This window comes from Mesorhizobium sp. YM1C-6-2, from assembly GCF_003666685.1.
In the GTDB taxonomy this organism is placed as follows: Bacteria; Pseudomonadota; Alphaproteobacteria; order Rhizobiales; family Rhizobiaceae; genus Mesorhizobium_K.
The window spans coordinates 196192-220217 of record NZ_RCIZ01000007.1 but is presented as its reverse complement, the minus strand read 5'-3'; the positions used below and the strand labels follow the sequence as shown (position 1 = coordinate 220217).

17 protein-coding genes and 1 pseudogene are annotated in these 24026 nt (G+C 61.0%); 13 read left to right on the top strand and 5 right to left on the bottom strand.

The window, feature by feature from the left end:
* Positions 1–5: 5 nt before the first annotated feature.
* Positions 6–674 (bottom strand): FCD domain-containing protein, encoded by a 669-nt coding sequence (locus D8676_RS18720; protein WP_121582612.1) that lies wholly within the window; start codon positions 672–674, stop codon positions 6–8.
* A gap of 280 nt (positions 675–954) precedes the next feature.
* On the opposite strand from D8676_RS18720, the gene D8676_RS27395 reads away from it, so the two are divergent.
* The 13 genes and pseudogenes from D8676_RS27395 to D8676_RS18655 all read left to right on the top strand — a co-directional run bounded on the left by D8676_RS27395 (position 955) and on the right by D8676_RS18655 (position 18545).
* Entirely contained in the window at positions 955–1122 is a 168-nt protein-coding gene (locus tag D8676_RS27395) for a hypothetical protein (protein WP_183097156.1), read from the top strand.
* Between the two features lie 102 nt (positions 1123–1224).
* Positions 1225–2151 carry a substrate-binding domain-containing protein gene (locus D8676_RS18710; RefSeq protein ID WP_121582610.1) on the top strand — a complete coding sequence of 309 codons (927 nt, stop codon included), beginning with the start codon at positions 1225–1227 and terminating at the stop codon, positions 2149–2151.
* Positions 2152–2262: 111 nt separating this feature from the next.
* Positions 2263–3753: a sugar ABC transporter ATP-binding protein gene (locus D8676_RS18705; protein WP_210210735.1), complete on the top strand. Its 1491-nt coding sequence runs from the start codon at positions 2263–2265 to the stop codon at positions 3751–3753.
* A gap of 96 nt (positions 3754–3849) precedes the next feature.
* Positions 3850–4806: pseudogene (locus D8676_RS18700) on the top strand (ABC transporter permease); the annotation flags it as partial.
* A 57-nt stretch (positions 4807–4863) separates the two neighbouring features.
* Positions 4864–6576 carry an IlvD/Edd family dehydratase gene (locus D8676_RS18695; protein ID WP_121582608.1) on the top strand — a complete coding sequence of 571 codons (1713 nt, stop codon included), beginning with the start codon at positions 4864–4866 and terminating at the stop codon, positions 6574–6576.
* Positions 6577–6699: 123 nt separating this feature from the next.
* Positions 6700–7779 carry a LacI family DNA-binding transcriptional regulator gene (locus D8676_RS18690; RefSeq protein WP_147448223.1) on the top strand — a complete coding sequence of 360 codons (1080 nt, stop codon included), beginning with the start codon at positions 6700–6702 and terminating at the stop codon, positions 7777–7779.
* A 53-nt stretch (positions 7780–7832) separates the two neighbouring features.
* Entirely contained in the window at positions 7833–9920 is a 2088-nt protein-coding gene (locus D8676_RS18685; protein ID WP_245426898.1) for a hydantoinase/oxoprolinase family protein, read from the top strand.
* 38 nt (positions 9921–9958) lie between these two features.
* Positions 9959–11713: a hydantoinase B/oxoprolinase family protein gene (locus tag D8676_RS18680; protein ID WP_245426896.1), complete on the top strand. Its 1755-nt coding sequence runs from the start codon at positions 9959–9961 to the stop codon at positions 11711–11713.
* Between the two features lie 689 nt (positions 11714–12402).
* Complete coding sequence (locus tag D8676_RS18675; RefSeq protein WP_183097155.1) at positions 12403–14064, top strand: ABC transporter substrate-binding protein; 1662 nt, start codon at positions 12403–12405, stop codon at positions 14062–14064.
* A gap of 149 nt (positions 14065–14213) precedes the next feature.
* The gene (locus D8676_RS18670) at positions 14214–15182 is read left to right on the top strand and encodes an ABC transporter permease (RefSeq protein ID WP_121582604.1); all 969 of its coding nucleotides are present in this window, start codon (positions 14214–14216) and stop codon (positions 15180–15182) included.
* An 8-nt stretch (positions 15183–15190) separates the two neighbouring features.
* A complete protein-coding gene (locus D8676_RS18665) occupies positions 15191–16015 on the top strand; it encodes an ABC transporter permease (RefSeq protein WP_121582603.1) in 825 nt (274 codons plus the stop codon).
* Positions 16016–16058: 43 nt separating this feature from the next.
* Positions 16059–17627, top strand: coding sequence for an ABC transporter ATP-binding protein (locus D8676_RS18660; protein WP_348629024.1), 1569 nt, complete (start codon positions 16059–16061; stop codon positions 17625–17627).
* Between the two features lie 81 nt (positions 17628–17708).
* Complete coding sequence (locus D8676_RS18655; protein ID WP_121582601.1) at positions 17709–18545, top strand: enoyl-CoA hydratase-related protein; 837 nt, start codon at positions 17709–17711, stop codon at positions 18543–18545.
* Positions 18546–18667: 122 nt separating this feature from the next.
* Here the strand turns inward: D8676_RS18655 and D8676_RS18650 are convergent, their stop codons facing one another.
* The 4 genes from D8676_RS18650 to D8676_RS18635 are packed head-to-tail and all read right to left on the bottom strand — an operon-like array spanning position 18668 to position 23929.
* The gene (locus D8676_RS18650; protein WP_121582600.1) at positions 18668–20065 is read right to left on the bottom strand and encodes an aminotransferase; all 1398 of its coding nucleotides are present in this window, start codon (positions 20063–20065) and stop codon (positions 18668–18670) included.
* Positions 20066–20121: 56 nt separating this feature from the next.
* The gene (locus tag D8676_RS18645; protein WP_121582599.1) at positions 20122–21624 is read right to left on the bottom strand and encodes a CoA-binding protein; all 1503 of its coding nucleotides are present in this window, start codon (positions 21622–21624) and stop codon (positions 20122–20124) included.
* Positions 21621–22373, bottom strand: a complete 753-nt coding sequence (locus D8676_RS18640; protein WP_121582598.1) for an acetate--CoA ligase family protein — start codon at positions 22371–22373, stop codon at positions 21621–21623. Before D8676_RS18640 ends, D8676_RS18645 begins: the two co-directional genes overlap by 4 nt.
* A complete protein-coding gene (locus D8676_RS18635) occupies positions 22373–23929 on the bottom strand; it encodes a carboxyl transferase domain-containing protein (protein WP_121582597.1) in 1557 nt (518 codons plus the stop codon). The genes D8676_RS18640 and D8676_RS18635 overlap by 1 nt, the downstream gene beginning before the upstream one ends.
* Positions 23930–24026: the final 97 nt, after the last annotated feature.

Genomic DNA, 24026 nt, shown 5'->3' with positions numbered 1-24026 from the left:
TGCTCCTATCGGTTCGAAAACAAATGAGATTCGAGCAGGATTCGCGATGTCTTGTTGAGGTGCCGAGACATGAGTTCGCAGGCTTCATCGGGCCTGCGGCCCAGCACTGCCTCCATGATTGCCTTATGCTCGCCGTCGACATCACGCATGCTTGTCTTCAGCGGCAGGGAAAGACGCCTATAGCGCTCGGCCTGCGCATAAAGCTGTTCGCGGATTCTCAAAAGGTAAGGGCTTCCACAGGCGCAAACCAGCCGATAATGGAATTCGCCGTGAGCGATGGACCAGTTCTCATTGACGCGCAGCGGATCGTCGTCGGAGGGTTCGGAAAGCCGGCTTAGGCGATGGTAGGCCGCTACGACGCCCGTCTCCCATTCGATGTCGCCGCGCTCGATCGATGCGCGAAGACAAAGGCCTTCGATTGATATGCGAACATTGGTGAGGTCAATCAACTCCTCAGGCGATATGTCGGCTACCTTGTAACCTTTCTGGGCTTCGGGGACGACAAAACCGTCGGCCGACAACCGTGACAAAGCCTCGCGCACCGCACCCAGGCTGACTTCACAACTTTGCGCCAGATCGTTGAGCTTCAGCTTCGCTCCGGGGGTATAGGTACCCTCGAGGATGTGGTTTCGCACATACCGGAACACCTTATCGGATTGCGTCATCGTCGCCATCTTAATTCAGTCCCAGGAGAATTTCAGCTTGCGGGTCAACGTTTGAAAATATATTTTGTAAAGGAAAGAGGATTTTTCTCCTCTCGCGCCGATGGCTTGGTCTGTCAACGGGCGGGCCCAAATTTTGTAGCCATGGGCTAGGCAGTCTTCGTCCTGTGGAAGCGGATTCCAGTTCTCCTCTGCTCAAAAACCATCATCCCAAATGTAGGGGTGGAAAATATATTTTCCAGTTGACAATCTAAATTTTTTTGAGAGAGTGCCGCGCAAGAGGGAGATTGCGGTGGTGCACCTTTCATACATTCGTGGCGAGATCGCTGGGCTGGGCATTGTGTCCGAGGGGGACGAGATCAGGGGCCTGCTTTCGACCGAAGAGGGTTATCCGGGTAGCGCTGAAGGGATCGGGATGCTGTCGAATCCGATCGTCCGCGAAATGCCGTTGGCGGCGTAGTTTCTGCTCATGTCTGGTTGAAAGGGAGGGGAGCAAGGCGCACGCGACAAATTCTGCCAGATAAGTAAATCGTTAAACCAAATCATTAACCGGGAGAGAGAAATGAAGAAGATACTACTTGCCTTGACGCTTGGCCTGATGGCTTCGTCGGCTTCCTATGCCCAGACGATCGGCTACAGCATGCAGACGGTGGATGACACCTACCAGTCCATCCTGCGCACGGGCGTTGAGGCACGCGCCAAGGAGCTTGGCCTGGAACTCCTGATCGAGGATGCTCAATGGGACATCGCTCGCCAACAGAGCCAGATCGAGAATTTCATCGCTTCCGGCGTCGACGGCATCATCGTTGTCGCCGTCGATGCGGATGCGGGCATCGCCATGTCCAAGGCTGCGGCCGCTGCCGGAATTCCGCTCGTTTTCGCCAACAGCCAGCCATCCAATGTAAACGAACTGCCCGAGAAGCAGGTTTTCGTCGGCTCCGATCAGCTTGAAGCCGGTGGTATTCCCGCGAAGGAAGTGTGCCGGATGCTGGGCGGAAAGGGCCGGGTCGCGATGATGATGGGCGAACTGGGCTCCGTGCTGGCGCGCGAGCGCACCAAGGCCGCCCACGACGTCTTCGCGACCGACGAATGCAAGGACGTGAAAATCGTCGAAGAGCAAACCGCTCGCTGGTCGCGGACAGGTGCGCTCGATCTGATGACCAACTGGCTGTCGGCGGGAATCGAATTCGACGCCGTCATCGCCAACAACGACGATATGGCCATGGGCGCGATCCAGGCCATGAAGACGGCGGGTCGGTCACTGGACAACGTCATCGTCGCCGGCATCGATGCGACACCCGATGCGCTGGCAGCGATGGAAGCTGGCGACATGAAGGTCACCGTGTTCCAGGACGGGAAGAAGCAGGGCACGGCTTCGGTCGACGCCATGATGAAGCTGCTCAAGGGAGAACCGATCGAGAGCATCAACTTCACCAGCCTCGAACTCGTCACCAAGGACAACATGGCTGACTACCTGGGTAAGAACTAGCCCAACGGGTGCGCCGCCGTTGGTGGCGCACCCGTTCCCCCTACGAGAGGCATGGTAATGCAGCCGATATCCGGCCCGGATCAAGATGGAAGCGAGGCCCTGCATCCGCAGATGCAGGGGGAGGAATTGCTGCGCGTCAGCGGCATCTCCAAGGCGTTTCCGTCTGTCCGGGCGCTCGACGATGTCCGCTTCGAACTCCGCCGTGGAACCGTTCACGCCCTGATGGGAGAGAATGGGGCCGGGAAATCCACCCTCATGAAAATTCTGGCCGGCGTGATCCAGCCGGATGAGGGGAGCATCTACCTGAAAGGCCGGCGTGTATCGCTGAAGACCCCGCTTGAAGCGCTTGGCCACGGTATCGCGATGATCCATCAGGAGCTTAACCTGATGCCGTCGATGACCGTTGCGGAGAATGTCTGGATCAGGCGCGAGCCGCTCAATCGCCTCGGCCTGGTGGATCATGCGCGCATGCGACGCATGACGCAGGCGTTGTTCGACCGTCTGAACATCGGCGTCGATCCCGACGCCAGGATCGGAGAGCTGGCGGTGGCCAGCCGTCAGATGGTGGAGATTGCAAAGGCGATCTCCTACGAATCCGACGTGCTGATCATGGACGAGCCGACCTCGGCCTTGACCGAAAAAGAAGCGGATCATCTTTTCGAGATCATAGCCGACCTGAAGAAGAGTGGCGTCGGTATCGTCTACATCTCGCACAAGATGGATGAGATACTCAAAATATCCGACGACATTTCGATTTTCCGGGATGGGAAATATATCGGGACCTATCGAAACGGAGAGATAACGAGGGACGAGATCGTCTTTCGGATGGTCGACCGCGAACTCTCCCAGATGTTTCCGAAGGAGAATGTCCCTTCCGCTGAGGTCATCCTTTCGGTCAGGGAGCTCTCGCTTGAGGGCGTATTCAGAGACGTCTCCTTCGATTTGCGGGCCGGCGAGATACTGGGCTTTGCCGGGCTTGTCGGAGCCGGTCGTTCCAACATCGCAGAAACGCTGTTCGGCGTGACGCCGGCAACGAGCGGTGAAATCCTTATCCGTAACGAAAAGATCGCCATCAGCTCGCCGGGGCAGGCCATCCGCAAGGGCGTCGGTTTTCTCACGGAGGATCGCGGGACGACCGGAAGCATGCAGGTCCTGAGCGTTCAGGAAAACATGCAGGTGGCGGTTCTGCAGAATGGTTTTACGAAGGTCGGATTTCTGTCCGGCTCCGCCTTGCGGGACGCATGCTCGGACATGTGCGAGCGCCTCAAGGTCAAGGCAGCCAGTCTTGAGACGCCGGTTGGAACGCTGTCAGGCGGCAACCAGCAAAAGGTGCTTCTGGGGCGTTGGCTTTTGACCAGGCCGCAAATCCTCATTCTGGACGAGCCGACCAAAGGCATCGATGTCGGAGCCAAGGCGGAAGTCCATGGGCTTATCTCGCGCATGGCCAGCAATGGCGCGGCGATAATCCTGATCTCTTCGGAGATGCCGGAAGTGCTTGGCATGAGCGACAGGGTCGTGGTGGTTCATGAAGGCAGGATCGCAGGAATCCTGGACCGCAAGGACGCAACCCAGGTCAGCATCATGGAAATGATCGCACGCTAGCGCACGAATGCGAGGTCGATAGGTATGAACGGCGTCCAGTCTCTGACGATGTCTCGAAAACAGCCCGCTAAGGCGTCCGGTTGGCGAAGGTTCGACGAAATCAACATCCTTATGGTGCTGGTTGGCATCGCGCTTCTGTGCGAGGCGCTTGGGTGGATATTCATCGGCCAAAGCTTTCTGGGTAATCCGCAGCGACTCACCATTGCGATCCTCCAGGTCTCGGTGATCGGCATCATCGCCATCGGCGTCACCCAGGTCATCATAACCGGTGGGATCGACCTCTCTTCAGGGTCGGTGGTGGCGATGACGGCGATGATCGTTGCCAGCCTGGCTCAGTCGGAAGGCTGGGCGCGCGCGCTCTATCCGTCGCTGGTGGAGCTTCCGGCCTATGTTCCGATTGTTGCGGGTATTCTGCTTGGCCTTATCGCAGGCTGCATCAACGGGCTGCTCATCGCCTACGCGAAAATTCCTCCGTTCATTGCGACGTTGGGGATGATGGTTTCCGCGCGCGGCATCGCCAAATGGTACACGCGCGGCCAGCCGGTTTCGGGGCTGACGGATGAGTTCACCGCAATCGGCTCCAGTGCGTGGCCGGTGGCGATCTTCATCGTCATTGCGATCATTTTCCACATCGCCATGAAATACACGAGATACGGCAAGTTTACCTATGCCATCGGCGCCAATCCGCAGGCCGCCCGCGTCTCGGGCATCAATGTCGAGCGCCATCTGGTGAAGGTCTACGCCATCGCCGGCATGCTGGCTGGCATTGCCGGCGTCGTTGCCTGCGCCCGCGCCCAGACCGCGCAGTCCGGCATGGGCTACATGTATGAGCTCGATGCCATCGCAGCGGCCGTCATCGGCGGCACGTCGCTCGCCGGAGGCGTCGGACGCATAGCCGGCACCGTGATCGGCGTGATCATCCTCGGCCTCATCTCGTCCGGCTTCACCTTCCTCAGGATCGATGCCTACTACCAGGAGATCGTGAAGGGCATCATCATTGTCGTTGCCGTCGGGTCGGATGTCTATCGGTCAAGAAAACGGCTGAAGAAATAGTTCGTTCGCAAGAGTTGAAAACCGCACGGTGCTCCAGTGCCGGGCCAGGAGACTGTCATGTCCAAGAAAAGCAGATCCCAGCAGTGGTTTGGTGGCGATTCCATGAACGCGTTCATCCACCGCAGTTGGATGAAGAACGGCGGCTTGCCGGACGATATGTTCGATGGTCGGCCGGTAATCGGCATCTGCAATACGTTTTCCGAGTTCACCCCCTGCAACGCCCATTTCCGCGGGCTGGTTGAGCACATCAAGGCCGGCGTACTCGATGCCGGAGGATTCCCACTCGAGTTTCCGGTTTTTTCCTGCGGGGAATCCATCCTGCGCCCCGGCGCAATGCTTTTCCGTAATCTGGCGGCGATGGATGCCGAGGAGGCGATACGCGCCAATCCGATGGACGGCGTCATCCTCATGGCCGGCTGTGACAAGACAACCCCTTCACTGCTCATGGGAGCGGCAAGTGTCGACTTGCCCTCGATTCTCATCTCCGGCGGGCCAATGCTGAACGGGCGTCATCGGGGCGGCATTCTGGGTTCGGGAACGGATATCTGGCGCCTTTCCGAAGAGGTGCGGGCGGGAGTGATTTCCAGAGAGGAATTCGTAGCTGCGGAAAGCGGCATGTCGCGCTCTCCCGGCCATTGCACGACAATGGGAACGGCCTCGACCATGGCGTCCATGTCCGAGGCGCTTGGCGTGACGTTGCCGGGCAATGCGGCCTATCCGGCAGTGGATGCGCGCCGCGCCAAGCTGGCGAGGCTCACCGGCCGCCGTGCCGTCGAGATGGTGAAGGAGGACCTGCGGCTTTCGCACCTGCTGACGCGACAGGCCTTCATTAATGCGATCCGCGTCAACGCGGCCCTTGGCGGGTCGACGAATGCGGTCCTCCATCTTCTGGCGCTTGCGGGCCGGATGGAAGTCGAGCTGACGCTGCAGGACTGGGACGATGCAGGGCGCTCCGTGCCGACGCTGGCCAACGTCATGCCATCGGGAAAATACCTGATGGAGGAGTTCTGCTATGCTGGCGGGGTGCCAGCCGTGCAGTCGGAAATCCGCGACTTGCTTGACCTTTCCGTGATGACTGCCAGCGGCAAGACGCTTGGTGAAAACCTTGAAGGCGTCGAGAATTTCAACACCGACGTGATCCGCACACGTGACAATCCGATCGTCGAGAACGGCGGCATCGTCGTGTTGCGCGGCAACCTGGTCCCGGATGGCGCGGTGATCAAGCCGTCGGCGGCGACGCCGGCGCTGATGAAACACCGCGGCAAGGCCGTCGTTTTCACGTCGATGCAGGACTACAAGGCGAGGATCGACGATCCTGATCTGGAGGTCGATGAAAACAGCATTCTGGTGCTGCAGAACTGCGGCCCCAAGGGTTTCCCCGGCATGCCCGAAGTAGGCAATATGGGACTTCCGAGAAAGCTTCTGAAAAAGGGCATACGCGATCTCGTCCGCATCTCCGACGCACGGATGAGCGGGACGGCGTTTGGTACGGTCGTTCTGCATGCGGCGCCTGAAGCAGCCGTGGGCGGGCCTATCGTTCTGGTGCGTGACGGCGACATCATAGAACTGGACGTTGAAGGACGCCGGTTGCACCTCGATGTCGACGAGGCCGAACTGGAGCGTCGGCGCATGGACTGGTCGCCGCCCCACGCCCCCGAGACTGGATACAAGGGGCTCTATATCCGTCACGTGATGCAGGCGGACAAAGGCGCGGATTTCGACTTCCTGGTGGGCTGCCGAGGAAGCGAAGTCGCAGAAGATAGCCACTGACAGTGCCGCTTCCATCGCGGCGACAAATGCAAGTCGATTCAGGTAGCCGTCGGCAGGCGGGCGCGGGGGCAAGGGAGGCGAAGATTGGCGACTCGAAAACCTTCATCATCCGGCAAGGCTAAATTGGACCTCGCGCCGCCGCGCGTGACCATTCAGGACGTGGCGCGGGCTGCCGGCGTTTCGGGCAGTTCTGTGTCCAACTACATGAACAGGCATTTCGAGCGGTTGGGCGAAGAGGCCCGGCTGCGCATAAAGGAAGCCATCGCCGAACTGAATTTCCGGCCCAACCGTGTGGCGAGGCAGCTCAAGACCGGACGCACGGACGCCATCGCGCTGATCGTTCCGAGTGTCGTCAATCCTTACAGCGGCGAACTCGTTCTTGCCATCGAACAGGAGGCGTCGAGGGCAGGCTATGGCGTTCACATGTGCAACACCATGCGAAGCTCCGCTATCGAGACGGATTTTCTGGACAGGCTTGCCGACATCGGGGTGCGCCGGCTGATCACGATCTCGCCGATGAACTCGACTTGTGGCGTCTATTACGCCGCACGGGAGGACGTGTCGATCGTGGCGATCGATGCGAGCCGCGACGATTTCAAGCTGCCGGGCCTACGAACCGTCAACCTGGATCATCGGGCCGCCATGGATATGGCTGTCGGCCATCTTCACGACCTTGGCCATGACCGCATCGCCTATGTGACCGATTCGCTGATCACGCACAGCCGCGTCGACCGGATGAAGGGATTCGAGCTTGCCGTCGAGCGATACGGCATCCGCGCCAGCGACATCGTTATGGTCGAGAACAGGGAACGTGTGGTCGATATCGCCGACCTTCACATGGTGGATGCGGGACGGCGCGCCGCCATCGATGTTGCCGCTCTTTCTTTGCGCCCGACGGCCGTCGTTGCTTTCAACGACATGATCGCCCATGGCCTGATGGCCGGATTTCGCGCCGTCGGAATTGCGGTGCCGTCTGATATCTCGCTCATCGGAGTCGACGATATCTGGATGAACGAAGCCGCCAGTCCGGGCCTCACCTCGATCCGCCATCCAGTTGCCGAGATGGCGAAGGCGACCATCGGCCACCTGTCTCCTTCGATGGATGAGCCGGCCGACAAGGTGCTGCTTCCCTCCCTGGTCGTCCGCCAGACGACGACGCAACCAACCTCCTCTTCAACCAGCCGCGACGCGCAGGGCAAATGACGGCGGCGGATGCCCGCCGTTCGCAATGCGACGTGCAAGCTTCAGGAAAACCAATGTCTGATCTGAGAATAGCGTGTGACACCGGCGGTACCTTTACCGATCTGGTCGTCGAGGACGATGGGCATATCCTCTTGTTCAAGGCATCAACGACGCCGGAGGACCCGGTGCTCGGCGTGCTGTCCGCGATCGACCTCGCCGCCGGACATTATGGTGTGGACCGGCGCGCGCTTCTCGGCCGCACCTCGATGTTTATCCATGGGACGACACGGGCGATCAACGCGATCATCACCGGCAAGACCGCCAAGACCGCATTCCTCACCACGAAGGGCCACAGGGATATCCTTGTCATCCGGGAAGGCGGCCGCATCGAGCCGTTCAACTTCCGGGTCGACTATCCGCAGCCATATGTTCCGCGCCGCTACACCTTCGAGGTTGAGGAGCGGATCGCGGCTTCCGGCGAGGTGTTGACGACGCTGGATGAGGAGGCGCTGATCACCACCATCGGCCGCCTGAGGAAACTGGATATCGAGGCGGTCGGGGTCTGCCTGCTGTGGTCGGTCGCTAATTCCGCCCATGAATTGCGTGTCGGTGAACTGCTTGCCGAGCATCTGCCTGGCGTGCCGTTCACGCTGTCGCATCAGCTCAATCCGACCTTGCGCGAATATCGCAGGGCATCGTCAACGGTAATCGATGCGTCGTTGAAGCCGTTGATGTTCGAATACCTGAACGGCTTGGAGTCGCGTTTGCGCTCTTCCGGCTTCAACGGTCGTGCGCTTGTGGTTACGTCAAGCGGCGGGGTGATGGATGCAACCGCAGTAGCCAACGCCCCGATCTATTCCATCAACTCCGGGCCGGCTATGGCGCCGGTTGCGGGGCGGCTCTATGCCGGGCGGGAATTCGGCAGCGCGGTCGCCATCATCGCCGACACTGGCGGGACGACGTTCGACGTCAGTCTCGTGCGCGACGGCAGGCTGCCGTGGACGCGCGAGACGTGGATTGGGCAAAAGCATCGCGGCCATATGACCGGCTTTCCGTCAGTCGACATCAAGAGCATCGGCGCCGGTGGCGGGTCGATTGCCTGGGTCGACAGCGGCAAGATGCTGCATGTCGGGCCGCAAAGCGCGGGATCGACGCCGGGACCTGTCGCCTATGGCCGCGGTGGCGAGGAGCCGACTGTCACCGATTGCGCGCTGATCCTCGGCTACATCGATCCCGATTACTTTCTCGGCGGCGCCATGAAGCTCGATCGCGAAGCGGCGGTGCGTCAGTTGGAGGCAAAGGTCGCCGCCCCATTGGGGTTGAGCGTGGAGGAGGCAGCCTTGGCCGTGCTTGGCCTGTCCTCCGAGAAGATGATTGGCGCGATCGAGGAAATCACCATCAATCAGGGTATTGACCCTGCGCAGGCGGTGCTTATCGGCGGCGGCGGCGCGGCGGGCCTCAACATCGTGGCGCTCGGCAAGCGCCTGCAATGCGCGGGAGTGATGATCCCCGAGGCCGGAGCGGTGCTGAGCGCTGCCGGAGCCTTGATGTCGGACCTCTCCACCGATCACGCTGTATTGAAGTTTACGACCGACGCCGCCTTCAAGTTCAACGAGGTCAACGAGGTCCTGGAAAGACTGGAAGAACGGTGCCGCGAGTTTCTTGCGGGTCAGGCGGATAGCGCCATCGACCACACGATCGAGTTCTCGGTTGAGGCGCGGTATCCCAACCAGATCTGGGAGATCGACGTTCCTCTTTCAACGACAAGGATCGCATCCGAAGCGGACCTTAGCCGGCTTAGTGCTGCGTTCCACGACGCGCATAAGCGTATCTTCGAGATCGAAGACCCGGACTCGTCCGTCGAGTTCGTGACATGGCGTGCAAAAGTAAGCTGCCGCCTGAAGGAGAATCCGGAAAGCCGGCTTGCCAGCCTCGCGCAAACCCATGACCAAGGGGTTGCCCGGCAGGCCTATTTCACGAGTGCCGGATGGACCGACACACCGGTCTACAGGCTTGAGACCCTGCCTTCCGGCCAACCGGTTTCCGGTCCGGCGATGATCGAATCTTCTTACACCACCGTCGTCGTGGATGCCGGAACCGTAGCGCGAAGAACCGAGGCAGGCGCAATTTGCGTTGAAATTCTGAAGGATGCGTCCCTATGAGCAAGCCGACAATGAGCAAGACTCCCGACGGGGTGCAGATGGCGATGATCGCCAGCCGCATGCAAAGCATCGCCCGCAAGATGCAGAATACGCTTTTCCGTACCGCAAGGTCCGGCATCCTCAACACCGCGCATGACTTCTCCTGCGTGGTGCTGACGGCGGATTGCAAGCTGCTGGCTGCCGCCGAAAGCCTGCCGAACCATACATTCGTCGGGCCGGACCTGATGTGCCAGGCGGTGCTGAAGCACCATCCGATCCTGAAGCGCGGCGACTGCTTCCTGCACAACAGTCCTTATGAGGGCAACTCACATGCGGCCGACCATTGCATGATCGTGCCGGTCATCGACGATGGGGGCACGTTACGCTTTTTCGTTCTCGCCAAGGCGCATCAGGGCGATTGCGGCAACTCGCGGCCATCTACCTATCTTGCGGATGTAAAGGACGTTTACGAGGAAGGTGCTCTCATCTTCTCGGCGCTGAAGATACAGGAAAACCATCAGACCAATCAGGATATCGTGCGCATGTGCCGCGCCCGTATCCGGGTGCCGGACCAGTGGTGGGGCGATTTCCTGGCCAGCATGGGCGCGGTGCGTATCGGCGAGCGGGAATTGCTTGCCCTTGGCAATGATGTCGGCTGGGACCTCCTCGACGGCTACGCAGATCGCTGGTTCGACTATTCCGAGCAGCGGATGATCGAGGCTATTCGCAAGCTGTCCTCAGGTCGCAAGACCATGCTCTCCGTGCATGATCCGATTCCTGGCCTGCCCGACGGCATTCCGATAACGACCCATATCGAGATCGACTCCGAGGCGGCGATGGTTCACATCGACCTGACCGACAACCCCGATTGCCAGCCCTGCGGACTGAACCTGACCGAGGCGACGTCGCGCAGTGCGGCGATGATCGGCGTGTTCAATGCCATCATGGACCATCATGTGCCGGCCAATGCGGGGAGCTTCCGGCGGATCGAGGTGAAGGTGCGGGAAAACTGCTGCGTCGGCATCCCGCGCCATCCGGCGTCCTGTTCCGTCGCCACGACCAATCTGGCCGACCACGTCACCAACCCCGTGCAGCGCGCGATTGCCGAACTGTCTCCGGGTTACGGTCAGGCCGATACCGGCCCGATCCAGCCGCCGGGACTGGGCGTCATTTCCGGTCGCGACCCGCGCAATGGCGACACGCCTTTCGTCAACCAGATCCATATCGGCATCAGCGGCGGGGCGGGCACTCCGGCCAGCGACGGTTTCCTGTCGATCATCCACGCCGGCAATGCAGGAATGTGCTATATCGACAGTGTCGAGGTCGATGAGTTGCAATTTCCCATCCTGATCGCCGACCGGCATCTGCTGCAAGACAGTGAGGGAGCCGGCACGTTCAGGGGCGCTCCATCGATCTACAGTGAATACGGTCCCCTGGGGGCCGAGAAATTCACGATCCTCTACGCAGCCGATGGAACCATCACGCCCGCTTCCGGGACCGTTGGCGGCGGTCCGGGCGGCAAGACCCGCGCTGCCTTGCGCCGCGTGGATGGCAGTGTTGACGAACAGCCGTCCTGCGCGGCCGTGACCGTTCGACAGGGAGAGCGCATGATCTCCCACTCGGCTGGCGGCGGTGGCTACGGCAATCCGCTGAAGCGAGATGCCGAGCGGGTCCTGCACGACGTCGCCGAGGGGTGGGTCAGTGTTGAAAGAGCGAAGTCAGTGTATGGCGTTGCGTTCACGGGAACGCCGGAGGACGACACTCTGTCGATGGATACCGGACAAACCGCCCAACTGCGGATGAACGCTTCCTAGCAGTTTGATCCCGGGCTCTGACGGCGGATTGTTGTCGTCCCAATCGTAAGGATGCGCGTTCGCCGTAACACGCTCTAACAGATCCCAGACTAATATCTAAAATTGCGGAAGGTTGGTTGTCCCGAAGCCTGATGAGGTTTCGGGACAATAGGACTCAGCGTTTGGAGGGCTCGTGGCGTTTTTTCGTCTCGGCGTTCACTGGACAGGAACCCAGCTGAGAGTGACGTAGGTCGTCCGAGACCGAGAGGCTTCGTCTTCCCCAATCAAAGCCACATCGTGAGACGGCTCGAGTTTGTCACGACTTTCAGGCAAGTCGTCGATGACGCCCGCCTGTAGCAGCTCGAACGGCATGACTATCCCCTCGACGAATTCGTGCCCATTCACCGACGGCTCGGTGACCGATGCAGGAAAGACGAGTCGTCCTACTTTAGCCGCCCTTCACGCGGCAGCCGTCATCCCAGCAGTGTCTACTCGATTTACATTTACTCGACCGTCAAAACGGTCGGCAGGTCGAGATTCACGTACGAGGAAGTGTTCCTGAGAGCCGTCAAAAACATCGGCACGTGGGCGTGAAACAGCTGGATGAAATTTAGTAGTTGCGAACAGGGCTACTATATGCAACGGTTCTGAACGCGTCGTGAACGTCAAATCATAAGGCGATCCTCGCTCGGCGCTTAATGGGGAATCTTATGGAATCTTTCGCGAAGAACTCAGCCGCATTTAGCTCAGGCTTGCTCGGCAACTGGTCGACGGATCGACGGCAAGTCCTCAAGGCGCTGGTGGGTACCAGCGCGGCATTGGTTACCGGGGCAGGCTTCACGGGGATCGCTTCTGCGCAGGATACAAAGACTGTCGTCGCCCTGGTCCAGCCGGACATCTCCACGCTCGGCCAGTATCTCAGCAGTGCGCTTGCCACCTCCCTCGTGGCGTCGAAGATCTATGACGGTCTGCTCGAATACGATTTCGATCTTAAGCCGAAGCCGTCGCTGGCGGAGTCGTTCGAGGTCTCGGAAGATGGCTTGACCGTGACGTTCAAATTGCGACCGGGAGTGGTCTTCCACGATGGGAAGCCGTTCACGTCGGCCGACGTCCAGTTTTCCATCCTCGAGGTTCTCAAGAACTTCCACCCGCGCGGCTCCATCAATTTCAAGGAAGTCGAGGCGATCGAGACGCCTGATGAATTGACTGCGGTCTTCAAGCTCGCAAAGCCGGCGCCCTACATGATCTCGGCGCTTTCCGGCTACGAAGCGCCGATGGTGCCCAAACATCTGTTCGAAGGGACCGACATTCGCGACAACGAACAGGCCAACGCGCCGATCGGCACCGGGCCGTTCAAGTTTGTCGAGTGGAGACGCGGGCAGTTCGTTCGTCTTGAGAAGAACGAGAATTACTGGCAGCCGGGCCTGCCGAAGATCGACCGTCTGGTCTTCCGCTACATTCCGGACGCAGGAACGCGTACCGCCGCAATCGAGAGCGGCGAGGTTCAGGTCGCCGGTTTCGGCGCGGTCTTCTATTCGGACGTTCGCCATCTTGAGACCGTTCCGGGCATGGAGGTCACACAGAAGGGCTACGAAATGATCTCCCCGGTCGTCGAGGCGCACTTCAATACGAAGAGGGCGCCGTTCGACCAGGTTAAAGTCCGCCAGGCGATCTCATACGCGCTCGATCGACAGTTCATCATCGACAACGTCTGGTTCGGCTTTGGCAAACCGGCGACCGGTCCTATCAGCTCCAATTTCGCGGCGACCGGGCTCTATACGAGCGATGTCCGCAACTACAATGTTCCCGATCGCGTGGGGCAGGCCAAGAAGCTGCTCGACGAGGCCGGCTTCCCCGAGAAGGAAGGCGGCATACGATTCGAGATGACGATCGACCCCACGCCCTACGGCGAGGAATGGCGGCGTTTCGGGGAATACGTCATTCAGGCGCTGAACACGATCGGCATCAAGGCCAGCATGCGCTACGAAGATGTGCCGACCTGGTTGAAGCGGATCTACACCGACTACGACTACGACATGATGTTGTCGTGGATCTCGAATCTGGCCGACCCGGTCACCGGAATCCATCGCGAGTATCATTCGAATTCGATCCGGCCGGGCGCCGTCTTCGTGAATGCGACGCAGTGGTCGACGCCGGAGACCGACGCCTTGATGGATCAGGCTGCGAACGAGAAGGATCCCGCCAGGCGGGCCGAACTCTATCACCAGTTCCAGAAGCTGGTCGTCGAGGCGGCGCCGACGATCTGGATCATGGAACTCCAGTTCAGCACGGTCACGAGCGACAGGGTCAAGGACGCGGTCGTGTCGCCGCTTGGGCTCTACGCCAACTTTGCCCAGCTTGATATCGTCTGAGGCTGGAGCAATCTGCGTGACCACGCTCAGCGGCGATCACGCATTTTGTCTCGGGATGGTTTCGCCGGCGGCATAGGCTCGGCCGGTTGCGAGACCGTCGCGTACGGTTGGTTTGGCTCGCAGCGGTTTGATTGGAAAGAAACGGGTTCATGGTTCGTTTTATAGCCCGCAGACTGATCCAGGCCATACCGACGATCCTCATGATACTGGTGTTGAGCTTCTTTCTGCTCAGGCTCGCCCCCGGCGACATCGCGGACGTTATGGCAGGGGAATCGGGCGGCGCCAGCGAGGAATACGTCGAACAGCTTCGCCAACAGTTCGGGCTGGACCGTTCGCTGTTCATCCAGCTCGCGACCTACATCAAGAACGTCGCAACCTTCGAACTCGGTTATTCATACCGCCAGAACATGGCTGTTTCCGAGCTCATCCTTTCGAGGGTCGGGCCGACCGTTATTCTCATGCTGACGAGTTTCGCCATCTCCATTGTCCTGGGGATCGTCCTCGGCATCGTGGCGGCTCGCAATGTCAACAGGCCGGTCGACCGCCTGATATCCTTGGTCTCCACGCTTGGCTACGCCACCCCGCTGTTCTGGGTTGGACTCATGCTGATCCTGATCTTTTCGATCACATATCGGATTTTCCCGACAAGCGGCATCGAGGATATCGCGGCGTTCAACGAAGGTTTCGCGCGGGTCAGGGACATTGCCTGGCATCTGGTGCTACCGGCAGTTTCGCTCTCGCTTTTCTACATCGCCGTCTACACCCGTCTGATGCGGTCGTCGCTGCTCGAACAATCGAAGATGGATTATGTGGTCACCGCCGAGGCCAAGGGCCTTCCTAGGCGGAAAGTCGTCTATGGGCATGTGCTGCGCAATGCTCTCCTCCCGATCCTCACGATGGCGGGCGTGCAGATCGGCAGTATGCTCGGCGGCTCGATCATCATCGAGTCCGTTTTCGGATGGCCCGGCATGGGACTGCTGGCTTACGAGGCGCTCTTTGCCCGCGACCTGAACCTGCTCACGGGCATCCTGATCGTGTCCTCCGTCATGGTCATCCTGATAAACGTCGTTGTCGATGTCCTTTATGCCGTCGTCGATCCCCGAATCCACCTGAAGTAGGCGCGCTCATGAGCACGACGGCCGAACGCTTTTTCAGAAACAAAACCGCTGCGGCGGCGACCTTGGTCATCGGATTGATCGCCGTTGTCGCGGTGGCGGGTCCGTTTCTCTATCCGCACGATCCGTTCGCCGTCCTCGCCAAGCCCTTCGAACCGCCGTTCGGAACCTATCCCCTGGGAACCGACGTCCTGGGGCGTGATGTCGCCGCCGGATTGATCTACGGCGCGAGGACGTCGCTGACGATCGCGCTCGTCGCCAGCCTGGCGGCGCTGCTGGCCGGGACGCTCGTGGGCGCAGTCTCCGGCTACTACGGCGGCATCGTCGACGATGTGCTGATGCGTTGCACCGAGTTCTTCCAGACGATCCCGACGTTTCTCTTCGCCGTGGTGATAGTGGCTGTCCTGACGCCTTCGATTACCTCCATCGCAATCGGCGTTGCGTTTGTGTCATGGCCGCCGGTGGCGAGGCTCGTGCGTGCTGAGTTTATGTCCATGCGCGAGCGCGAGTTCGTCCGCGCTGCTGAATGCCTGGGCGCGCCTGACCGGCAGATCCTGTTCCAGCACATCCTGCCGAATTGCCTGGCGCCGATCATCGTCATGGGTTCGCTGATGGTCGCGCAGGCGATCCTCCTGGAGTCTGCCCTCTCCTTCCTTGGGCTCAGCGACGGCAGCACGTTCAGTTGGGGCTATATGATAGGCGCGGGACGGACGTTCCTGCGCTCGGCATGGTGGCTGTGCACTATTCCCGGCCTGGCGATCCTCATCACGGTTTTATGCATCAACATCATCGGCGAGGCGCTGAACGATGCCCTCAATCCGCTTCTGAAAGACTGACCGCATGACGCCTGTTCTTGAGGTCACGGATCTGGATATCGCTTTGCCCGGCGGCGCCGATCGTCAGTATGCGGTAAGCGGCCTGAATTTCGATGTGCACAAGGGCGAAACGCTCTGCGTTATAGGCGAGTCCGGTTCGGGCAAGTCGCTGACCGGCAAGGCGATCCTGCGGCTGCTCCCCAAGCCGCATGTGCGAGTGGCACAAGGGCGGATTCTTTTCGAGGGAACCGATCTGGTCCAGATCGGCGACGAGAGCATCCGGAAGATACGGGGAAACGCCATCTCCATGATCTTTCAGGAGCCAATGACGGCGCTCAACCCCGTGCTCACCATCGGCCGGCAGATTGAGGAGGTGCTCATCGAGCACACCCGAATGAGCAGGCCCGAGCGCTGGAAGCGGATGCGCGAGATTCTGACGGAAACGAACCTTCCCGATCCGGAACGCATCCTGAACTCCTATCCTCATCAGCTTTCCGGCGGGCAGCGGCAGCGGGCGATGATCGCCATGGCGCTCATCCTCGAGCCGAAGCTCATCATTGCCGATGAGCCGACAACTGCGCTCGACGTCACCACGCAAGCGCAGATCCTGCGTTTGATGAAGCAGATACAGGAGCGGCATGGCACAGGGCTTCTGTTCATCACCCACGATTTCGGCGTGGTCTCGGAAATCGCCGACCGCGTAATCGTGATGGAGCGCGGCCGGGCAGTGGAGAGCGGCCCCGTTGGCGACGTGCTTCATGCCCCGAAGCATCCCTATACGCAAAGCCTGATGGCCGCGGTGCCGTCGCTATCGCCGAAACCCAGAAATCGCACGAGCGGACAGGGGGCGCCGAACGCCCCGACACTCGTCGCGGTCGAGAACGTCTCGAAAACCTACCCGCTTATGGGCGGCGGCTCCATGAAGGCCGTGGACAACGTCTCGCTTCGCCTCGGTGTGGGCGAAACCTTGGGGATCGTCGGCGAATCCGGATCGGGTAAATCGTCGCTCGCCCGTCTGCTTCTGCGGCTGTCTGAGCCCGACGAAGGAACTATCCGGCTCGACGGCACCGATCTCCTCGCGCTCAACCGATCGCAGCTGAGAAGCAAGCGCCATCTCTTTCAGGTCGTATTTCAGGACCCTTACGGTTCGCTCAATCCGCGCTGGACCGTGGGGCGTATAATCGGCGAGGGCCTGAGGTTGCGCAACGAGCCGCAACGGAAGGTACTGGAGAAATCCGAGGCGATGATCGATCTCGTCGGCCTCGATCGGAAGGCACTGTCGAGGTTTCCACACGAATTTTCCGGCGGTCAGAGACAACGTATCGCCATTGCCCGCGCGCTGATCATGGATCCCAAGCTGCTGATCGCCGACGAAGCGGTATCGGCTCTCGACGTGTCCGTTCAGGCACAGATCCTCGAGCTTCTCGACGAGATCAAGAAGCGCCTGAACCTCTCCATGATTTTCATCACGCACGACCTGCGGGTCGCGGCCAACATTTGCGACACCATCATGGTCATGCAGTCGGGCCGCGTCGTCGAAAGCGGGCCGGTAGAAACCATCTTCAAGGCGCCCCAGCAGGAGTATACGCAGCGGCTTTTCGCGGCTGTTCCGGGAAGGCTGACAACCGATTGAGGCGAATCCCTTCTTCCAGGCATAAAGTGCCGCCGTATCTCCCTACGGCTTCGACAAGACGAGAAAGAACAGGTCACCAGCATGTCCGATACACCGTCACCGGCGTTCGTCGCGCCGACGCTCGATGACGCCATTCTGGTGGTGGAACGGGGCGTCGCAACCTTCACCATGAATCGGGACGACGTGAGGAACGAGCTCACCGGTACCGCGCTCGCCAGCGATATCGTCAAGGTCGTGGACGCGATCAACAACGAACCATCGATCTCGGTCCTGATCGTGACAGGCGCTGGAAACGCCTTCTCTGCCGGAGGCAATGTCAAACATATGAAGAGCCGTGAAGGATCTTTCGGCGGCGATGTCTACACGGTGCAGAACAAGTACCGGCGCGGCATCCAGCAGATCCCGCTCGCCTTGGACCGGCTGGAGGTTCCGTCGATCGCGGCCATCAACGGACCAGCGATCGGGGCTGGCTTCGATCTCGCCAATATGTGCGACATGCGCATCGCGGCTGATACGATGGTGGCTGGTTCGACCTTCGTCAATCTCGGCATCGTGCCGGGGGATGGCGGCGTCACGTTCCTGGAGCGCCTGGTGGGATATCAACGGGCCGCCGAGCTTGTGTTCAGGGGCCGCCTGATCTCCGCCGAGGAAGCGCAGCGGCTTGGGATCGTTCTGGAGGTGGTGCCGCGCGATGAGCTGATGGCGACCGCGCTCAAATATGCGCGGGACATCGCACGAAAGCCGCCTCGGACGATCCGTCTGACCAAGCGTCTCCTGCGCTCCTCGCGGAACATGGAGCTTGCGCCGTTCCTCGACCTCTGCGCTGCCTTTCAGGGCATGTGCCATGACAGCGCAGACCATCATGAGGCGGTGTCGGCGTTCCTCGAGAAACGCGAGCCACACTACAGCGGACGGTGAACGGCCAAAGCACCGGGCCGCTTCTGCGTGGATGGGCGGCGGCGTCTCTTTCTTGATGTTTCTTGCTTGCCGGAACGCTGCCTGCGCTCGACAGCGGCATTCCAGTTGGTGACCGCCCGCTATCAGCGAACGAAGCGCTTCAACTCGTTGAGTGTCGCATCGAGAACCTGGCGCGTGCGACGCGCCATCTCGTCAAGACCGGCCTCGTCGATGATGAGAGACGGCGAGTAAGCGATCCGGTTGGGCACGACTCGAAGGATGATGCCAAACTGCTGCGCATATTTGTCGATCGTCCCGATCAGATTCGCCTCGGCGGGAAACGGAGCCTTGCTCTCCTTGTTCATGACAAGCTCCAGCCCGCCGATGAGGCCGCAGCCCGACGTTGCTCCGACCAGAGGGTGGGAAGACAGATCGTCGAGGTTTTGCAGGAAGGTGCCCTCGACGGACTGGACCTGCGCGACGATGTCCATCTCCTCGTAGATCTTGAGGGTCTCGAGCGCGACGGCCGTGGCGACCGGATGTCCCGCATAGGTGAAACCATGCACGAAGGCGCCGAGCCGGTTGCTCTCGTCGCGGAGCACTTCGAAGATCTTGTCGTTGATGAGCAAGGCCGAGATCGGCTGCATGCCCGAAGACAGGCCCTTGGCGCAGGCGATCATGTCGGGCTTCAGATCGTAGGTCTGGCAACCCCACATCTCGCCGGTCCGGCCGAAACCGCAGATCACCTCGTCGGCGACGAAGAGGATGCCGTACTTTTTCAGCACCGCCTGGACCTTCTCGAAATAGCCGGCAGGCGGCGGGAGCGCGCCGGCGTTGCCCTGCACGGGATCGGCCCAGAATGCGGCGATGGTTTCCGGCCCCTCCGCCAGGATCATGCGCTCGAGCGAGTCGGCGAGACGGCTGGAAAATTCCTGTTCGGTTTCGCCAGGCAGCGCATTGCGGTAGTGGTTCGGCAAGTCGGTGTGGAGGAATTCCGAAAACGGCAGGCCGAAGCTACGGTGATACGCGCCGTTGCCGGTCATGCTCGTGGCCACGCAGGTCGAACCATGATAGCTGCCCATGCGCGTGATGATCTTGCGCCGCTCCGGCTTGCCGAGGGCGTTCCAGTAGTACCAGACGATTTTGACGCCGGTGTCGTTCGCCTCCGATCCAGAACACTGCAGCAGGACCTTGGACATTTCCACCGGCGCTATTTCCAGCAGCCTTTCGGACAGATCGATCGCCGCCTTGTGGGACGCATGGCGGAATATCTGAAAATAACCAAGTTCCGACATGGCCTTGTAGGCGACCTTGGCGAGCCGCTCGTTGTGATAGCCGAGCGAGGCGCACCAGAGACCGGCGCCGCTGTCCAGATATTGTTTGCCCGTATCGTCGGTGACGAAGACGCCATTGCTTCCGGTAATGATGGTGGGCCCGACGCTCAGATGCTTGAGCGCGTTCGTTTGCGGGTGGAGAACCGAGGCGATGTCCCGCTCCCGATACGAGAGGGCGGCGTTGGCGGTCGCTGCATTGTCGGTCATGGAAGGCTCCGTTGGATGGCGGCCGACCCTCGTCGCCGCCAGGTGACATTGCTCAATCAGTGGGCCGGCGCGCCGACCTGGCCGGCGCTTTCCGCGCTCATGCGCCGGGTTGCCAGGTAACGTTCATATTGCCGATAGGATTGCAGGGCGGTGATCGCCTGCGGAACTTCGTCGAATGTCGGGATCCGATGTTCAAGGGCCACCGCCCGCATCCGCCGGCGCCAGCCGTCCGCCTCCTCGCTCCGATCCGATCTCAGCACCAGCAGCGTGTGGGGTGCGGTGTCTTCCTGCTGTGCGCGACCGAGGATGGACTGGACGAGATTGGGAAGCAGATCCTTGACGTGCCGGTAGGCCATGAGCACCGGCAGATTGAGGTGCACCAGGGTGGCGTATGGAGAGGTGAGGGTGCGGTCCACCTCCAGCAGCTTCGCGATCAGCCTGCCTTCCTCTTCCTTCAGCACGCTTGCCGGAAGGTCCATGGGATTTTCCAGGCTGGCGCCGGGTGGCATCTCGATCGCCGCATAGGCGTCACGGGCAGCCTGCTCGAGTTCGGCCAGTGCGAGACCGGCGGCGTCGAGCGCGTCGGTCGCCAGCACGCTCGTCCCGCCGCCGTTCCCAAGCAGGGTCACGGTCGGCTGCTCCGCCTCGGGCTTGGGGCGCAGCCACAGACAAAGCTGGAGAGCGTCCAGGAATGCGTCGAGGCTGGGCGTGAGTATCGCGCCGGTCTGACGGGCGAACGCTTCCCAGGCCTGCCGGCTGCCGCCCATTCCGCCGGTGTGCGAGGCGGCTGCCTTCTGCCCGGATTTCGACAATCCGCCGACCATCAGGACGAGCGGCTTCCTGCCCCTGTTCCTGCGGGCGAGGTCGAGGAATCGACGGCCGTCCTTCACGTCTTCCACATAAAATCCGATCACATCGGTGTCCGGGTCTTCGAGGTAATATTCGAACAACTCCGCGGGCTGGACGTCGATCGCGTTGCCGAGCGTGACCAGCCCGCTGTAGCTCAGCCCGAGGTTTTGGCCGCGCAGCAGGATGTCCATGCCAAGACCGCCGCTCTGGCAGCCGATGCCGATGCGGCCCTCGCGTAGCGAGGCGGTTTCCATGAAGGTGTAGCCGCCGCGCGGCGAATGGGTCCCCATGCAATTGGGGCCGACCAGGCGCATGTCGGTCTCGCGTGCGAGGGCTAGGATCTCCGCCTCCCATGCCGCACCGGAGCCGTCTTCATTGGTCGCCATGACCTGCGCGAACCGCAGCTTCCCGCCGGTATCGGCTAGAATGGTCCCGACCTTCTCCGCCGGCACCGTCAAATAGGCATAGTCCACCGTGTTGGGGATGTCGGCAATCTTCCGGAATGCCCGGATGCCGTCGATCTCCTCGGCCTTCGGATGGATGGCGTAGATCTTGCCGGCATAACCCGATGCCTTCAGGGATCGAATGAAACGGTTTCCCGCCGACGTGCCTTGGGTCGAGGCGCCGACGACGGCGATGCTGCGCGGCGTGAAAAGCGCTCGGAAGCGGTCGAGGATGGGGCCGCAAGCGGATGGATGCTCGGTACTCATGATGCAGCCTTCAGAACGAAGCGGGCGTCCACTGCGGCCATGCCGTCGGCACGCACGATGACCGGATTGATATCGAATTCGAGGATCTTGTCGGCGTGCCGCCAGAACAGGCCGTTTTCTCCCCCGAGCGCCAGAAGCGCGTCGACCAGCGGCGTGATGTGGACGGGCGTCCGCCCGCGCGCTCCCCGCAGGATCGGCAGGATCTTCAGGCTTTCGACCATCTCGGCGGCATCGACCCTGCTGATCGGGCAGAGGCCGAAAATCGCGTCGCCGAGCACTTCTGCGAAAATGCCGCCGGCTCCGACCATGACCATCGGCCCGAGCTTGGGATCGTGCATGCCACCGAGGATCATCTCGCAACCCGGGGCGATCATCTCTTCGACCAGGAACCCGGTCAGCGAAAGCCCGGCCATCTTCATCCGGGCTGCAATGTCGGACCGCGCCTCGTCGACTGCTTGCTCGTCGCGGAGATCGAGACGGATGGCGCCGATGTCGCTCTTGTGGATCGGCTCGCTGGAGAGCGCCTTGAGGACGAAGGGTGGCTTGAGATCGGCAAGCGAACCGGTAGCTGCGCGTCCGGCCGCCAGCTTTACTCCTCTTGGCGTCGCGATGCCGATGCCGCGCAGGGCGGCCTTGGCCTCGTGTTCGTCCAGCGCCGGTTGGCCGGCGTCCCATGCCCGTTTGAGAGCAAGGTCGGCAGGGCCGTCGAGCGCTGCGCCCGACGGTTTCAGACTGCGGTCGTACTGCATCAGAAACTCGTCGGCCAGTTTGCCAGATGGTGCTCGCCGACGAAGCTGCCGGAACCGCACTGCACGTCGAGCGCGGAGATCAGGAACTGCCGGGTTTCCGCCGGATGGATGACCGCCTGGGTCTCGAACAGGCCGGCGAGGGCGAAGGCCGAGCTGTCCTGTGAGATTTGGTCGACGAGCTTGTCGAACCGCTCGGGGTCCTCCTCGCGCTTCAGGCCGTGCAGGATATTCACCCCGGTCTTCGGGTCCATGAAGCCGAAATTCGCGGTTGGCCAGGCCGCCGAGATATCGGCGTGACGCCCGCCGCCCATGTTGAGATAGGCCTGACCGAAGTTCTTGCGGATGGTAAGCGAGATACGGGGCACGGTGACCTGCGAGAGCGCATTCATCCAGTTCATGATGCGGCCGGGCGCCCAGCGCTTCTCGCCGTCGATTCCTATGAGGAAGCCAGGCTGATCGACCAGGAAGATCAGCGGCAGGTTGAAGGAATCGCACAGCACGATGAAGCTGGTCGCCTTGCGCATCGAGTCGACGTCGATCGCGCCGCCCCGGTGCAGCGGATTGCTGGCAATGATGCCGACGCTGCGGCCGCCGAGCCGCGCCAGCGTGGTGACCAGCGATTTGCCGAATCGCGGCTTCAGCTCGAAGGCGCTGCCGCTGTCTACGATGCAGTTGATGACCTTCTTCGAGTCGTAGACCTGCGTGGAGGAGGCGGGAAAATGGTCGAGGATGGCGGCCGCCGCCTCGTTCGAGCCTTCCGGCACGGGTGTCAGCGCCGGAGCTTCCCTTGCGCTTTGGGGCAGATAGCTGAGGTACGTCTTCACCAAATCGAGTACCTGCTGATCGGTGTCGGCGGCGTAGTCGACCAGTCCTGTCTTCTCCGTGTGCAGCTTCCAGCCACCGAGTTCCTCGGGCTCGACCGGCTGGTTGATGGCGACAGAGGTGACGCGGCTGCTGGCCACGGCCATCGTCGCGCCTTTGCGCATCGCCACGAAGTCCGACATGCAGCCGTACCAGGTGGAGGAGCCGTAGCAGTCGCCGAGCAAGGCTGAGACGAGCGGCATCTCGCGCGTCCGTCTGAACTCCGTCGGATCCTGCCCGAGTATGGCGCGTCCTGCAGCGCCCATACGGTCGGGCATGCGGGCGCCTGACGATTCGCCCAGCATGACCAGCGGGAAACCACGCTTGGCCGCCGCATCCTTCACATGCTTGATCTTCTTGCCGTTGATGACGCTCGACGATGCGCCTAGCACGGTGAAATCGTTCGAGACGACCCCGGTCAGGCGCCCGTCGATCGTACCGAAGCCGGTCACCTTGCCGTCGGCCGGCGTGCGGTCCCGAACCTCCGGCCGGATCGAGGTGGCCAGTTCCCCCACCTCGAAGAAACTGCCGGGATCAAGCAGGTAGTCCAGTCGCTCACGGGCATTGAGAACACCTGCCTCTTTGCGGGCGGCCAGTTTCTCCTTGTTGCCCATCGCCTGGGCCTTGGCCTTGAGCCGCTTCAGCTCGATCAGCCCTTCGCCGATCGGCCCTACGGAGGTTTCGGAGCTCTCCATCTTTCGATTCGCCTCTTGTCATTGCCGTAGTTGTTGTTAATACTACTAATGCAAGACGACGTGCGGTGTCTAGAGGAAACGTTGCGTCTCTCTCGCT